A 15,686-nucleotide genomic window follows, 5' to 3' on the forward strand; every position below is an offset into this window, starting at 1 on the left:
GAATTTCCTAAATTAGGAAATTTATAGGGAAAAAAAACCGAAGTAAGTATAATCAAAGTATAAACAAAACAAATAAAAGAAAGGAAGATCAAGATGAAAAAAATTGCAGTATTTTTAGCTGAAGGATTTGAAGAAGGAGAATCTCTATTTGTAGTTGATATTTTAAGAAGAGCAGGTTTTCAATGTGATTCTGTAAGTATTGTTGGAGAAATGGTAAAAGGGTCTCATGATATAGTTGTAAAAGCTGATAAAATCATCAGTGATGAAATTAAAGATTATGACATGATAGTTTTACCTGGCGGAATGCCTGGTGCAGCAAATTTAAGAGATGATGAAAGGGTAATCGAACTGGTTAGATATTTTGACAAAGCTCCGGAAAAATTTGTTGCAGCTATATGTGCGGCACCAATGGTTCTTGAAAGAGCAGGAATTATTAAGGGGCGTACTATTACCTCATATGTAGGAGAAAAATATACTACTCTTTTAAAAGAAGCAAATTATGTAGAAGATATTGTTGCAATAGATGATCACTTAATCACCAGCAGAGGACCTGCCACCACATTACCTTTTGCTTATGCATTAGTAGATGCATTAGGGGGAGACAGTAACGTTTTAAAACAAGGTATGCTTTACAACATGGTAAGAGAGAGCGGTTTTTAATGGATAAGATGATGGGGGAAAATGGCTTAATTAAGAGAGTTTTGATGCTGGTTTTTGGAATACTAATTTCCTCCTTTGGTATGGCGCTGCTCATAAAAGCTAGCTTAGGACAAAGTACAGTATCTGGAATCAGTTATAATATCTCATTAATTACAAAAATGAAAACCGGTACAGTTGTGGGGATTATTAACTACATATGCTTTGTTGGACAGATTATTTTATTAAAGAAGGAATTTAAACCTATACAAGCAGTACAGTTAGTTGCTACAACATTTTTCAGCAGTGTCTTAAATATTTATTTATACAACATTCCTTTTATTGCGAATACCACTATTGGCAATTATGGATTAAAAGTTGTTGTATTGATGTCTGGTATAGTATGCATGGCTTATGGAGTAAGCTTAATGATGGTAGCAAATTTGACATTTTTACCTTTCGAAGGCTTTTGTAAGGCTATTTCAACAAAATTAAATAGACCATTTGGGACAGTAAGGGTATATGTAGATGTAGCTTTTGTAATTATTTCACTTTGTATAATATCTATATATAAAATACCTAATATCTCTGTTCGTGAAGGTACAATTGTTTATACGTTTTTATTTGGAAACTTAACAAATATTTTTATGAAATCAATGAAGAAGAAAGTAGTGGAAGGATAACAATGAAAAAAGCTGCATAATTTGGCTGTAGGAAAATAAAGGTGCTAATGAGAGGATGATTGAAAATGAGTCTAATTAATTCCATGCAAAGTGTATTATGCATTCTGTTAATGATATCAGTAGGTTACTTTTTTAGCCGCATAGGATGGTTTAATGATGGAACAGCAAAACTCTTTTCTAAAGTTGTAGTCAATATAGCAGTACCTGGCTATATGATTTCAAATTTAATATCCACCTATGATAGGTCAAAACTTATTTGTTTAGCCGGGGGAGTATTAATACCTTATACATCCATGATTATATGCTATGTATTAGGTACATTAATAGCCAAAGCTATTAAACTGCCTTCAAACAGAAGAGGAATATTTGCAGCTACCATATCAATTTCCAATACTCTTTTTGTTGGGTTGCCTGTTAATGTGGCACTTTTTGGAGACAGTAGTATTCCCTTTGTATTCATTTACTTTATAGCTAATGTAAGCTTGTTCTGGACTATAGGGGCTTATGGAATAAGCAGAGATGGTGGAAGAGAAGGCCATATTTTTTCAAAAGAAAACCTTAAAAAGATGGTTTCTCCGCCTTTATGTGCATTTATTATTGCTGTTATATTGATTTTTGTTGAAGCCAGCTTACCCAAGTTTCTTAAGGATACCTTTAAGTATATGGGGAATATGTTGACACCTTTATCAATGTTGTATATTGGTATTACTATATACAATATTGATTTTAAGGAAATGAAATGGGACAAGTCGATGTCACTTATAGTGATTGGACGATTTGTAATTTCTCCGCTGCTGGTATTTTTTTTATGCTCTTCTGTAGTAATGCCAGTGTTAATGAAAAAAGTATTTATCATTCAATCTGCAATGCCGGCCATGTCTGTAACCTCAGTACTTGCTGAAGCTGGCGGTGGAGACCATAAATATGCTGCTATAGTTACAACAATGACCACCATTGCCACCCTACTTTTTTTACCTATATATATAATATTGTTGAGTAAAGTTTAATTGAAAATTAAAATGAAATCCTCCTAATTGGCTATTTTTGAAATCGGGAGGTTTTATTATTTAAGGTTTATGTTTTTATTATCTAATTTTTTATTTATAATTATAGATGTACCACTTCGTAATAGAATTTATATTTTTAAATTCTCTCACCAGAACCCGTGAGAGTTTTAAAAATATATTTCGGATCGAAGTGGCTCATCTTTAGATGTACCACTTTGTAAGAAAACTTATTATTTTTAAATTCTCTCACCAGAATCCGTGAGAGTTTTAAAAATAGGTTTCGGTTCGAACTGGTACATATTTATAAGTAAAAGGAAGAGTTACAAGTTTTCTAAAAATGTGAGAGTAGTATCAATAAGTAAATTTGACAATTGATTACATAAAAAAGAATCTATATATATTTAAGACACAATTTTATTTTATGATGAATTGTCAACAAAGTAATTAACGGGTTATGCACAGTAGCAATAAATCATAGATCACATAGATTATATGTAGTCTATGTATAAAATAAATCAGTGTATAGGAATGTACACTAGATACTTTGAGGAGGTATAACTTTATGGAAAAGTATACAAGAGAAGAATTAGAAGAGGCACTAAAGGTTATAGTTTCAACTATTAGTAACTGTGAAAAAATGCAGCCTAAGTTTGCTGAGGGCACTTCACAACACACACTACTTAAGAATAGGATAAAAGCACTTTATATCTCAAAAACACTAATAACAGCTGAAGATATAACTGACAAATATACAAAAGAAGAACTGATAAAAGCACAACCACCTGTAGCTTCAATCATCAGCAAATGTGAAAAAGCACAGCTAAAACTTTCGGAGGGCACCGCTCAGCACACTCGCCTTAAGAAAATAATAAAAGCGATGTATATTTCGAAGGCATTCATAACTGATGAAATTAGTAGAAGAGGTTAAAATTTAGTCTTTATTTTCCACGAAGGAGTAAAGCTTTATGGATAATGACAAAATTTATGAAGAGTGGTTTGTATATGCAAAAAGAGATTTGGAATCAGCTAAAAAAAAGGTAAGATAGAGAAATAATCTATTTTACCTTTTTTATTATTTCAATACGATTTAAAATGAGGTCTACATTTAAATGTTTAAAAATATAGTATTAATATTTTTTCTTGTAACAAAATAATAATAATGATAAAAATGTAATCGCTTTCTTAATGTTTTAATAGAAATACATTAAGGATAATTAACAATATTTAACATAATATGGAAAGAAAATCACTGTAAATTTCTGTAATATGTATTTTAGGAGCATGTCCAAAATATACTAGAATAGGATGTCCACTAATTGGATATTCAGAAACTAGGAAAAGTAGGGGGAGAAAATGTTAAATTCTATCAGAAAAGTTAAGGGATTTATTACTCTGGCATTGTCTACAGTGATGACATTTAGTATGATCGGTCCGATAAATGTCATGGCAGACACCACTAACAAAAGTGAACAAGCTATCAGTACAAATGCAAATAGTCAGCTTTTAGCAGCAGGTAACGATAAGCTAACACTACAGATCCTTGCCACATCAGATAGTCATGGGAGATTTTTACCTTATGATTACGCGATAAATGCAGCGGATACTACAGGTAGTTTAGCTCAAGTTTACACTGCAGTGAAGCAGCTTAGAAGTCAAAACCCTGACAATACTATTCTTATAGACAATGGAGACACAATACAAGACAATTCAGAAAGTCTATTTATCAATGGGGCATCAAATCCTATGATAGATGCCATGAACATCATGGGATATGATACTTTAACCTATGGAAATCACGAATTTAATTACGGAGTTCCAGCATTAAAAAATGTTATGAGTAAGTTTAAAGGAAAAACTCTTTGTGGTAATGTTTACAATAAAGATGGTTCAAGACTTGCAGCACCTTATACAATAGTTGAAAGAAGTGGAGTTAAGGTCGGAATAATAGGTATGGTAACTCCAAATATAACTAGATGGGATTCAGTTAATCTAGAAGGTTACAAGGTAACTAATCCAATCGATGAGACAAAAAATGCAATAGCAGAACTTAAAGCCCAAAATGTAGATGTTATAATTGCTTCAGAGCATATGGGAGAGACTGGAGAGTACAATGAACCAGGATCAGGAGCAATAGATGTGCTTTCTCAGTGTCCTGAAATAGATGCTTTTATAGCAGGTCACTATCACTCAAGAATAGCTGGGGATTATTATTATAATAATGCGATTTATACTTTAAATAATAATGCAGTTACAGCAACCTTACCAGATGGAAGCACAAAAGCTTCAACTGTAGATGCTTACAATGAAGCTAAACAAAAAGGAACTGTAATAGTAGAACCTAATAAATGGGATAAGAGTCTTTCACAGATAAATATAAGTGTTACAAAGAATGCCAACGGAAAGTATGTTATTGAAAATAAAGGAACTGATATAACTACTGCAATATACGATATGGCTACAAAAACTGCGGTAAATTATCAGCCTGATGCAGACTTAACTGCAGCACTTCAATCTTTTCATAAAACAGCAATCGATGATGCTAACACACCAATAGGAACTTTAAAGGGTGGGGATTTAGCTCCAAAGGATGAAATAAAGGGAATTAGTGATGCTAAGCTTAAGCCAACAGCTATGATTGATTTAATAAATAAAGTTCAAATGTATTACGGTGAGAAGATTGCAGGACACAAGATAGATGTATCTGCTGCAGCTATGTTTAAAGATACTCAAAATATAGCAGAAGGACAAATAAAGAAATGTGATACAGCAAATATATATCAGTTTGATAATACTCTATATGTATTAAAGATAACTGGTGCACAGCTTAAAAAGTATATGGAATGGTCAGCAAACTACTATAATACCTTTAAGCCAGGGGATTTAACTGTTTCTTTTAATGCTGCAATACCAGGTTATAACTATGATATGTTCTATGGAGTTAAGTATAAAGTAGATATATCAAAACAGCCAGGAAGCAGAATAGTTAATTTAACTAAAGCTGATGGTACTGCAATAGGTGATTCAGAAGTATTATACATGACTGTAAATAACTATAGAGCAAGCACTCAGCTTACAAAAACAGGTACTGTTTATTCAGCAAGTGATAGCTTACCTGTAATCATCGGTCAATCAGAAAAGACAAATGGTCTAGGTGATGGAAGAATAAGAGATCTTATAGGAAGTTATATTCAAAATGTTAAAGGCGGAACTATAACTCCAGAATGTGATAATAACTGGAGCTTAACAGGTTACAACTTTAACACTTATGAAAGAGGCTTAGCAGTTAAGTATATAAATAGCGGTGCTATAGCTCTTGCACAATACAACGGTAAGGCAATTACTATGGATGATGTAAATAAAGCTATGAATCCAAATGGTGATAAGATAATAGATGTAGTTTCCTTCAATGACTTCCATGGAAACTTAGCAGAAGACACAAGTGCTAGCGGAAAGAACCTTGGAATGTCAAAGTTTGTTGCTGCTATAAATGAATACAAGTCTGCAAATCCAAACACAGTAGTTGTTTCAGCAGGAGATAACTATCAAGGAAGCGCTATGTCAAACTTAACTTATGGGGCACCAGTTTCTGAAATGTTAAAACAACTTGGAGTTGTAGCTTCAGCAGTAGGTAATCATGAATTTGACTGGGGTATAGATAAGATAGCTCCTTGGGCTAAAGATGGAAACTTTGATTTCTTAGCTTCAAATATCTATGACAAAAAGACTGGTGAGCCAGTAGCATGGGCAAAACCTTATAAGATGGTTACAGTTGATGGAGTAAAGATAGGTTTTGTAGGAATAACAACACAAGAAACTGCATTTAAGACTAAACCTGACATCGTTGCAGGATTAGAATTTAGAGATCCAGCTACTTCAGCTAAAGTATGGGCTGATAAGTTAAAGAGCGGAAGCCTTCCAGAAGGAAAAGCAGATGTGGTTATAGCACTTACACACATAGGCGCAGCACAAGATGCAAAGGGAATTATTACTGGAGAAGTTGTAGACACTGGTTTATGCAATGTTGACAGTATAGATGCTGTAATAACATCACATACTCACAATCCAGTAAGCGGCTATGTAAATAACAAACCTGTGGTTCAAGCTTATTATGCAGGAAGATCCTTAGCTGATCTTTCAATAGTTATAGATAAAAATACAGGAAAGCTAAAGAGTATAACACCAAATCTAGATAGTTTATATAAGAGAAAAGCACAGATAACTCCAGATGCAACTGCACAAGCTACTTACAATAAGTACTATGCAGAGCTTCAACCAAAGCTTGAAAAGGTAGAAGGATATACAGATACAGAATTAACTCATGATAGATACGCAGAAGGCACATCTTTACTTGGTCAATGGGTAACTGATGTTATGAGAAAAGCAGTAGGAGTTCAAATAGGTATAACAAACGGCGGAGGCCTAAGAACTTCTATAGCAGCAGGAAAGATAACAATGGGTAATCTATACGAAGTAATGCCTTTTGATAACACCTTAGTTAAGATGAACCTTAAAGGCTCAGACCTAAAGAGAGTAATTGAAAATGGTATAATGAACACTAGCGTAGGCTGGGTTCAAGTATCAGGAATAAAAGTATACTATGATAAAGATGCAAAAGCAGGAAATAGAATCACTGCAATGTTCTTAGAAGATGGAACTCCAGTAGACATGAATAAAACCTACTCCGTAGTTACAAATGACTTCATGGCAACAGGTGGAGATCAATATGACTTCACAGGAGCACAAAACGTTTATGACACAGGAATTCCAATAAGAGACAGCCTAGCAAGTGCACTAGAAGCACTAGGCACAAAACATTTAGTTGTAAATGATTCAAAACCACTAGTTGCTGGAACAGCACCTGCAAACAACGGTGGCTCAAATAATGGTAATACAAACACTGGCAACGGAGCAACAGCACCAACAAGCTCAACAGCAATATCAAATCTTCCTAAGACAGGATCAACAATAGATTCAAATGTACTTTTAGGAGTTGGTGGAGTTGTAGTAGTACTAGGAGCTGCAATGTTTGTGGTTAGTAAGAGAAAGAAAAATGAAGATGAAGCAGCTTAAGGCTTAGTTAGAAGAAGAGAGACTGCAGCACATTGATGTGAGATTGATGTGCTGTGGTTTTTTGTGTATTTCCACATAAAGCGCATGTGGAGCCTGTTGATAGGATAGAAAAAAAGATAGTCTTATATCAAAGGCTTTGAAGGTTTTTAAGTAAATATTGAAGTATAATTAATGTTCCCTCACCCCAAATAAGTTGAGGGAATTTTGCTTTATGAGATCTAACTAATACGCTGAAATAAGGATATTTGCATAAAACTTTGGAATTCTACAGTTGATAAACAAAGATTGAATTCTTTATTGCCGTAATTATTTATAAAAGTTTTCAAAAATAGTGGCATCAGGGAGTGTTTGGTAGCTCAGCTGAATGATTCGCTCAATGGAAACACCATTATTATCACAAAACCATTTCTGGTACATTGAAATTAAGCCAGAAATGTAATATTCCATGAGAAAATCAACCTCAGCGGCAGTATACTGATTGGTTCTAAAAAAATATTTTATCCAAATAGGTTTAAGGTTTTCTACAATCTTGCGTATGAATTCTGTGTCACCGTGTGGGCCTAATAGCACGATGATGTATTTATTTAGACGGGCAAAAGTCCCCAAAATTGCTTGAAGGGCCTGTGACGCATCAAAGTTATTGGCTTGCTTCACAAGGTGTACCACGAATTCGTCTACTTCATCCAAAATTTGATTTTCAAGCTCGTGCAGTATATCATAGACATCCGCATAATATCGGTAAAAAGTACTGCGATCATATCCTGCCAAACTGCAGATATCTTTTACTGTAATTTTATCAATACTCTTTTTTTCATATAATAACCAAAAGGCATCTTGAAAATTTCTCTGAGTCATTTCCGTTTGCCCTGTTTTTTTCTTCATGGTGAAGCTCCTATTCTTACTTTTTTACCCATTTTAACACAAGAAGTATAGCAAGACAACATTGTGTTAGATGAATCCAACACATAGCTATCCAGTGTTGCTTGATTGGATGTAGATTATTTTTTATAATAAACCTATCAGGGGGGATATTTGATGGCATTTATTTCATTTGAAAATGTGTATAAAGAATACGGCACAACTGACAGTCTTGTACGGGCTCTAAATGATGCGAATTTTTCTGTGGAGCAGGGAGAATTGGCAGTAATACTTGGTTCATCTGGTGCAGGTAAAACTACAGCACTAAATATTCTGGGGGGCATGGATACTGTAACACGGGGCAAGGTTATATTTGATGGCAAGGATATAGCCAACTGGAATGAAGAACAGCTATGTAATTATCGCCGCACTGATGTTGGGTTTGTGTTCCAGTTTTATAATCTAGTACCTAATCTGACGGCACTTGAAAATGTAGAGTTAGCAGCGCAGATTTGCGAAGACAGTCTAGACGCCGCTGAAACTCTTGAAAAAGTTGGTCTTGAAGATCGAAAAGGAAATTTTCCCGCTCAGCTTTCAGGTGGAGAACAGCAGAGAGTTTCAATAGCTCGTGCACTGGCAAAAAGGCCAAAACTGTTGCTTTGTGATGAGCCAACAGGTGCGCTGGACTATGTGACTGGTAAGCAGATTTTACAGCTTTTGCAGGATACCTGCCGCAGAGATGGGATAACTGTTATTATAATCACTCACAACAGCGCAATTGCTCCAATGGCAGATAAGGTAATTAGGTTCAAGAGTGGTAAAATTGTTGATATGAAAGTCAATGCTGAACCTATGAATATTGCAGAGATTGAGTGGTGAGGCAGTGAAGAAAAGTGCATTTTATAAGGATATTAGAAGAACCTTAAAAAAGAATTTGTCCAGATTCATTGCAATCACTGTGATGGCGGCACTTGGCATTGGCGTGTTTTCCGGATTTGCAGTGGGGTGTCTGGATGCCCTAAAATCTGCTGACAATTTCTTTCATAAACAAAACACTTATGACATTAAAATTGTATCTACCCTTGGACTAACTAGGGATGATGTTTTAGCCATATCCAAAATGGAGGGTGTGAGTTCAGTATTTGGCAGTCCAGGTATGGATGTTAAGGTTCAGCAAAGCAGTGGAAGCTTACTGCTGGCAAATCTAAGTACCTTGGATCCAAAAGGCATGAACAAACCTTATGAAATTGAAGGTGCGCTGCCAACTAAATCAGGGCAAATTGCTGTGAACTCTAAATTTATGGAGGATACCGGCTTGAAGCTTGGAGACAGTATTACTCTGACAGAAGATGATAAAGATAAGACGGCTGTTAAGGATTCAGGGTCAGGTGGCAGTGGGAAGGATGACAAAGCTGATTTGGGAATTAATATAGAAAGTGATTCTTCAGCTCCGTCACTAAAAGTGAAAAATTACAAAATTACTGCAATTATTTTAAGCCCTTTGGATATTTCCAACACTAAAAAAGGCATTTCATCTGTGTCCTTCTCCTCAAGCAGCAGTACTTACATGATGTATGCTACGGCAGACTCCATTAAAAGTGATATTTATAGTTCTATTTATGTTACTTTAGATGGTGCTTCAAAGTTAGATGGATATTCTAAGGAATACGAAACACTGGTAGACAGTATAACCTCAAAAATCAAATCTACTATTCAAGAAAAACGACAGAAGGCTAGATACGATGAAGTTGTGGGTAATGCTAATGCCAAAATTGTCAAAGCTGAAGGGCTGCTTAGGGACAAAATGACAGATGCAGAGCAAAAGCTATCTGATGCTCAGAAAAAGATTGATGATGGCTTGACGGAGGTTAATAATGGACAGGCGGAGCTTAAAGCCAATGAGTTAAAACTTTTACAGGGAGAACAGACACTCTCGGCTGCAGATAAATCTGCAAATGAAAAGTTCAACTCTTCCCAAAAAGAGATTGATAAGGGATGGACAGAATTGAAGGCCGGTGAAGGAAAGTTAAGCAGTGAGGAAAAAGCTGCATTGGAACAGTTTTCAATCAGTGAACAGAAGCTTGAGGAAAGTAGTAACACGCTTAATATACAAAAGGCTGATGCAGATGCACAGTTAAAGGGAGTAGTTTCTGTGCTACCAAAAGAGGCGCAGGAGATCTGGAACAGTGTAGAAGTTAAAAAAGTATGGGCAGATATGGTTGCAGATGGTGTTAAGGCAGCTCCATATTTACTAGCAATTAAACAGGTGGAGGCACCAACAAAGGATGAAACCGATGCCTATAATGCTGCAATGGCAGGTCTTAAAGCTGATACTCAAGCTTTTGCTGCAGATTTTATTATGGGAGGAGCTTCTCTTACAGAGGAGCAAATCTCTGGTTTTTCAAGTGTTGCTGTTGCTCAGGGCACTTTGAATTACAGCCAAACCTTGCTTAATGAAAATTCATCGGTACTGGCAACTCAAAAGGCTGCTGCATTGAAGCAGATTTCTGATGCCCGTCAGAAAATTGAGGATAGTAAAGCACAGCTTACAAGCGGACAGCAGAAACTAAATGACTGCAAGGCTGAGGCTAATATACAATTTGCTGAAAAGTATGCAGAAATAAATGAGGGCAAGCAAAAGCTTGTGGATGCTAAAAGAAAACTTAATGAGGCTAAGTCTAAACTTATTGATGGTCAGGCCGAGCTTAATAAAAATAAGTCTGACTACCAAAATTCTATTGCAGATGCCAGACAGAAGCTTTCGGATGCCAAGAACAAGGTTTCAGACATCAGCATGGCGAAATGGTATGTCTGGGATCGGAGCTATAACGAAAGTATTGCAGGACTTAAAAGTGATATAAGCTTCATTCAAGCTGTTACCAAAGCCTTTCCGGTTATTTTCTTCCTGGTGTCTGTACTAATTAGCCTGACCACCATGACTCGCATGGTGGAGGAGGACCGTGGATTAATTGGTACGTATAAATCTCTAGGTTATTCAAACTTACAGATTAGCATAAAATATATTCTCTATGCAGTACTGGCCTGCATAATTGGAGGTATCTTGGGAAGCATCATTGGATTCATTGCCCTTCCTAAGGTAATTGAAGTTGTCACCAGTACTCTGTATGCATTACCAAAGTTTCAGCTGTTCTTCAATCCTTATTATGGTATTGGGGGCTTTGGGATGTTCCTATTGGGTATTGTAGGTGCAACAGCTATCTCCTGTGCTGAAATGCTACGCTATCGTCCGGCAGAGCTGATGCGTCCAAAAGCACCTAAAACAGGAAGTCGTATTTTACTGGAACGCATTCCATTCATTTGGAAACGACTGAATTTCCTAAATAAAGTAACCTGCCGTAACTTGTTCAGATATAAGAAGCGTGCTATCATGACCATTGTAGGCATCTTAGGCTGTACTATGCTTATCGTGCTGGGCTTTGGTGTGAGGGATAGCGTAGTTAGTCTGACAACTGACCAGTTCAATAGGGTAACTGTATATGATGCTATTGTAATGACAGATAATTTGAATACAGTTAAAATGAACACTCTTGCCAATGAGTGGAAGGCATCTGGAAAGGTGAAGGATACACTGCAACTTCAGATTAAATCCTTGACACTGCGAAACAAGAGGGATAGTTTGGATATTACCGTTATGGTGATTCCAGAGGGTTCGGATTTGGGACACTTTGTTAATTTATATGATTCTAAAACCCATAAAGCAATGACCTTGCCGAAAAATGGTATTGTGGTTACTCAAAATGCTGCGAAAAAGCTTGCTTTAACAAGTGGAGACACCGTTTCTATGCAAAATGAGAATAATTTGGAGCGTGATTTTCAGGTATCTTACGTAGCTACAAATTATACAGGTAATTACGTGTATGTCAGTGAAAGTTCTTACCAGGCAGCATTTGGCGACTATAACGGAACCTCTTTCCTGTTGAACCTAACAAATAAGAAAGAGGGGCAGAAGTGGCTGGATGCTTTAAGTGATGATGAGAGAATCCTCAAAGTCAACAGCAGTCAATCAATGATTGATGCATTTAGTGAAGTAAATAATGTTATTAACATGGTTGTTTATCTCTTAATTGGCATGTCAGCAGTATTGGCTTTGACAGTTCTGTTTACCCTGTCTAATATCAATATAAGTGAGCGTGAAAGGGAGCTCGCCACCATCAAGGTGCTTGGCTTCCAGCGTGAAGAGGTATATTCCTACGTAAACAGGGAGACCTTTATTCTTACACTATTAGGTATAATTTGTGGTCTGCCAGCAGGGTTTGGGATCACCTATGGCATTCTGAGCAATGTCAGCATTGCGAATATCGCTTTTAATGTTCGTGTTTCCATGATATCTTATCTGATTGCTGCGGTTATTACGCTGATTTTTGCCTTATTGGTAAACAAAGTCACAAATAAGGGATTGCGAAAAATTAACATGGTGGAAGCATTAAAGAGCGTTGAGTAAAAAATAGATTCCATTATAATCTTTAGATGTTTAAAGGGGTTTAAGTAAATATTGAAGTGTGTTTTACGTTCCCTCAGACTGATAGTTTGAGGGAATAGTTATTTCTTTTAGATGTACCACTTCGTAATGAAACTTATTATTTTTAAATTCTCTCACCAGAACCCGTGAGAGTTTTAAAAATAGACTTCGGATCGAAGTGGTTCATCTTTATTACCAATTTAATAAATCAATGGACTTAAAGGCCGTTGCTTCACTATTAAAGGAGTTAATGAGTTTGGATACAGCAATAAAAAAATCTGAACAAAAAATCGGATACTTAAGTAGTGATGAAGAAGCTATGAGAATCTATTATGAGAGAGAAAGATCTCTTCATGAAAGAGCTAATATGATTAGTTCAGCAGAAGAGAAATTCAATAGTTAACGGAAACATATCAATAGTAAAACTTGTTCACTTCGGTAGCTCCAAGGAATATATCCATCACTTATTAGAATATGGTGTTATCCCATTTGTATATAGACTATCTACTAAGTTAAACAATTCTTCTGCCGATAAATCCTTTCCTTGTCGGATCCAAAGACGAAATAAGGAAAGTGATGTTGATATGTAAAACTCAATCAAATATGGCGTTAAAGAATTATAATCAAGAAAGTTTAAGTCTAATTTATCAAAGGGAATTTCTCTTTTCAACCGTTCTAAAAAATGAACACTTCCATAGTCACCCAATAAGGCCTTGAGTGTTGAGATATGCTCGCTATTTTCCAAACAATGAAGTGCATTTTGGATAGGATCCGTAGCTGCTTCTTTATTCGTCAATGACTCTTTCATAGAATTCAATAAATCAGTTTCAACAAAGTCTAACAATTCGTAAATATCAGCAAAGTATTGATAAAATGTGCTGCGGTTATATCCAGCCTTGCTTGTGATATCTTTAATCGAGATTTTTTCAATGGGCTTTTGACTATATAATTCACAAAAAATATCTATAAACGCTTGCTTTGTTTTCTCTGTGATCTCGGGTTGCTTTTTCATTTTATTCTCCTTTTATGAACAAAAATATCACCCAACAAATAATGAAAAACTGATGGTTGATAAAGCTATAATAAAGATTTACAATCCTATTATACAACGCGTTGTCTTATAATCAAGAGAAAATATTATCAATAAATAGGAGTGTTTTTATGTCAGTAAGACAAAATAGAATTTTAATTTTTGGTGCAGGTGTTATAGGAAGCATATACGCAATCAAATTCGTTGAAGCAGGTATGGATGTTACTATTTTCGCACGTTCTAATAGATTTAAAGCATTGAAAGAAAATGGCCTACAATATAATGAAAAAGGTGTAGTTAAATCTATAAAAATAAATGTCATTGATAAGCTTGAAAATGATGATGTATATGATTTTATTTTCGTTACAGTTCGTTATGATAAATCTGAATCAGCGTTGTTAGCACTAAAAGACAATAAAAGCAAAAATATAGTTACGATGACAAACAATTCAATTGGATTTTCGACCTGGCAAGATATTGTTGGAGATAGACTTTTACCAGCCTTCCCTGGCTTCGGCGGGCAGATTAAAGATGGAATATTGTATGCTCGGATTCCACCAAAGTTTCTAATAGCTACTATGTTTGGAGAAATTAGTGGTTTAGTAACAGAACGTATAGAAAACCTCACAAAATTATTTGAGACAGCAAAACTTCCCTACACAATTAATAAGGATATGAAAGCGTATCTAATAACACATTCAGTATCTGACATCGCATTGTTAGGTGGTTTATATTTTGGGAATAAGACAATTGACGAAGAAACATCTAGAACCAGAAAAACGGCACACAAAATAACAATCACTTTAAAAGCGTATTTAAGGGCAATACAAAAAGCTGGAATATCTATTAATCCATCTATATTTAGAATAATTCTTAAATGTCCAAACTTTATTATGGATTTTTTCTTTATGCTATGGTTAAGGACTAAAATGGTAAAGGATATGATGTTGCCGGATTATGCCAGTAGTGCAAATAGTGAAGTTGTGCAACTCAATAACGATTTATTGAAGTTTTTAAGTCAAAATGGTATTACACCATAAAAAAGAAAATAGATATAATAATATAGTTTATAATTCCTTTATTTCAATTATCAACCAGAAAGGTATTTCTTTTAGCTATTTACTATGAATTTAAAAATGTTATTTTACAATTATACAATAATTCATACTATCCTTGTATTGTGAAGTAAAAACACTGCAAAATTCAATTGTGAATAATGCAGTGTTTTAATTAATCATTGTTTCTTTATTTATGTGATGCTAAACAAGAATAATACGGTATCTTTCTAATATTCGATTTTAAGTTAGGACGTAAGATAATAAATTCTATGTGGTCATTATATTAATAATAATTACTTAGGATCATCAGTATTCATGGCTCTATATGTTTTAAATAATGTACCAACTTTATCCTTTAGATCATAGTATCCTGGATACATCATAATTGTTGGTTTAACCTTAAGGGCATTTGGTGTTCCATTTTCCAGACAGTCTTCATCCGCATATACTGCAATAATTTCTCCAATAAACATCGTAAAATCAAATATAGGAATTGTCTGTATTACTTTACAAAGATAATTTACAGGACATTCTGTTATCATTGGTGCATTTCCTGCATCATCATAAAATGAATCAAATACATTCGATTTATCTTCTTTATTGCCAGAGATGCATCCACAAAGATCAGTCTTATAAATAGATTCAGAGGATGGTATATTTACACTGAAGAATCCATTTTCAACTACACCTGAAGTTGTATAGTGGGAATTTTTCAATGAAATATATAATACAGGCTTTTCACTTACAACGCCATATGCACCTATTGTAGCATAATTTGGTTTTCCATTAACCATGGACCCTGCTAAAACCGTAATAAATGGCCCGAAAGGGATATTTGATATTTTCTTCTTTATCATATTTTTT

12 protein-coding genes are annotated in these 15,686 nt (G+C 34.9%); 9 read left to right on the forward strand and 3 right to left on the reverse strand.

Features of this window, described 5'->3' with window-relative positions; genetic code table 11:
- Positions 1-93 precede the first annotated feature (93 nt).
- The 5 genes from bsdtw1_RS07410 (at position 94) to bsdtw1_RS07430 (ending at position 7,396) form a co-directional block, all read left to right on the forward strand.
- Positions 94-660, forward strand: coding sequence for a DJ-1 family glyoxalase III (locus bsdtw1_RS07410; protein WP_183276952.1), 567 nt, complete (start codon positions 94-96; stop codon positions 658-660).
- Positions 660-1,319, forward strand: coding sequence for a YczE/YyaS/YitT family protein (locus bsdtw1_RS07415; protein WP_183276953.1), 660 nt, complete (start codon positions 660-662; stop codon positions 1,317-1,319). Before bsdtw1_RS07410 ends, bsdtw1_RS07415 begins: the two co-directional genes overlap by 1 nt.
- Positions 1,320-1,384: 65 nt before the next feature.
- A complete protein-coding gene (locus tag bsdtw1_RS07420) occupies positions 1,385-2,326 on the forward strand; it encodes an AEC family transporter (RefSeq protein WP_183276954.1) in 942 nt (313 codons plus the stop codon).
- 562 nt (positions 2,327-2,888) lie between these two features.
- Positions 2,889-3,254 (forward strand): hypothetical protein, encoded by a 366-nt coding sequence (locus bsdtw1_RS07425; RefSeq protein ID WP_183276955.1) that lies wholly within the window; start codon positions 2,889-2,891, stop codon positions 3,252-3,254.
- A 425-nt stretch (positions 3,255-3,679) separates the two neighbouring features.
- The gene (locus tag bsdtw1_RS07430) at positions 3,680-7,396 is read left to right on the forward strand and encodes a 5'-nucleotidase C-terminal domain-containing protein (RefSeq protein ID WP_183276956.1); all 3,717 of its coding nucleotides are present in this window, start codon (positions 3,680-3,682) and stop codon (positions 7,394-7,396) included.
- A gap of 306 nt (positions 7,397-7,702) precedes the next feature.
- Here bsdtw1_RS07430 and bsdtw1_RS07435 read toward each other — a convergent pair whose 3' ends face one another.
- Positions 7,703-8,278: a TetR/AcrR family transcriptional regulator gene (locus bsdtw1_RS07435; RefSeq protein ID WP_183276957.1), complete on the reverse strand. Its 576-nt coding sequence runs from the start codon at positions 8,276-8,278 to the stop codon at positions 7,703-7,705.
- 153 nt (positions 8,279-8,431) lie between these two features.
- Here bsdtw1_RS07435 and bsdtw1_RS07440 point away from each other — a divergent pair, with 153 nt between their 5' ends.
- The 3 genes from bsdtw1_RS07440 to bsdtw1_RS07450 all read left to right on the forward strand — a co-directional run bounded on the left by bsdtw1_RS07440 (position 8,432) and on the right by bsdtw1_RS07450 (position 13,137).
- Entirely contained in the window at positions 8,432-9,133 is a 702-nt protein-coding gene (locus tag bsdtw1_RS07440; RefSeq protein ID WP_183276958.1) for an ABC transporter ATP-binding protein, read from the forward strand.
- A 4-nt stretch (positions 9,134-9,137) separates the two neighbouring features.
- A complete protein-coding gene (locus bsdtw1_RS07445) occupies positions 9,138-12,716 on the forward strand; it encodes an ABC transporter permease (RefSeq protein ID WP_183276959.1) in 3,579 nt (1,192 codons plus the stop codon).
- A gap of 274 nt (positions 12,717-12,990) precedes the next feature.
- Entirely contained in the window at positions 12,991-13,137 is a 147-nt protein-coding gene (locus tag bsdtw1_RS07450; RefSeq protein ID WP_183279888.1) for a hypothetical protein, read from the forward strand.
- A gap of 57 nt (positions 13,138-13,194) precedes the next feature.
- Here bsdtw1_RS07450 and bsdtw1_RS07455 read toward each other — a convergent pair whose 3' ends face one another.
- Positions 13,195-13,746 carry a TetR/AcrR family transcriptional regulator gene (locus bsdtw1_RS07455; protein WP_183276960.1) on the reverse strand — a complete coding sequence of 184 codons (552 nt, stop codon included), beginning with the start codon at positions 13,744-13,746 and terminating at the stop codon, positions 13,195-13,197.
- A gap of 149 nt (positions 13,747-13,895) precedes the next feature.
- On the opposite strand from bsdtw1_RS07455, the gene bsdtw1_RS07460 reads away from it, so the two are divergent.
- Entirely contained in the window at positions 13,896-14,804 is a 909-nt protein-coding gene (locus bsdtw1_RS07460) for a ketopantoate reductase family protein (protein ID WP_183276961.1), read from the forward strand.
- Between the two features lie 311 nt (positions 14,805-15,115).
- Here bsdtw1_RS07460 and bsdtw1_RS07465 read toward each other — a convergent pair whose 3' ends face one another.
- Entirely contained in the window at positions 15,116-15,679 is a 564-nt protein-coding gene (locus bsdtw1_RS07465) for a flavin reductase family protein (RefSeq protein WP_183276962.1), read from the reverse strand.
- Positions 15,680-15,686 lie beyond the last annotated feature (7 nt).

Source organism: Clostridium fungisolvens, from assembly GCF_014193895.1.
Taxonomy (GTDB): Bacteria; Bacillota; Clostridia; order Clostridiales; family Clostridiaceae; genus Clostridium_AR; species Clostridium_AR fungisolvens.

Excerpts from the sequence above, each read along its gene's own strand:
- bsdtw1_RS07455 (WP_183276960.1), bottom strand. The coding sequence starts at position 13,746 with ATGAAAAAGCAACCCGAGATCACAGAGAAAACAAAGCAAGCGTTTATA.
- bsdtw1_RS07440 (WP_183276958.1), top strand. The coding sequence starts at position 8,432 with ATGGCATTTATTTCATTTGAAAATGTGTATAAAGAATACGGCACAACT.
- bsdtw1_RS07415 (WP_183276953.1), top strand. The coding sequence starts at position 660 with ATGGATAAGATGATGGGGGAAAATGGCTTAATTAAGAGAGTTTTGATG.
- bsdtw1_RS07425 (WP_183276955.1), top strand. The coding sequence starts at position 2,889 with ATGGAAAAGTATACAAGAGAAGAATTAGAAGAGGCACTAAAGGTTATA.
- bsdtw1_RS07420 (WP_183276954.1), top strand. The coding sequence starts at position 1,385 with ATGAGTCTAATTAATTCCATGCAAAGTGTATTATGCATTCTGTTAATG.
- bsdtw1_RS07410 (WP_183276952.1), top strand. The coding sequence starts at position 94 with ATGAAAAAAATTGCAGTATTTTTAGCTGAAGGATTTGAAGAAGGAGAA.
- bsdtw1_RS07460 (WP_183276961.1), top strand. The coding sequence starts at position 13,896 with ATGTCAGTAAGACAAAATAGAATTTTAATTTTTGGTGCAGGTGTTATA.
- bsdtw1_RS07465 (WP_183276962.1), bottom strand. The coding sequence starts at position 15,679 with ATGATAAAGAAGAAAATATCAAATATCCCTTTCGGGCCATTTATTACG.
- bsdtw1_RS07435 (WP_183276957.1), bottom strand. The coding sequence starts at position 8,278 with ATGAAGAAAAAAACAGGGCAAACGGAAATGACTCAGAGAAATTTTCAA.
- bsdtw1_RS07430 (WP_183276956.1), top strand. The coding sequence starts at position 3,680 with ATGTTAAATTCTATCAGAAAAGTTAAGGGATTTATTACTCTGGCATTG.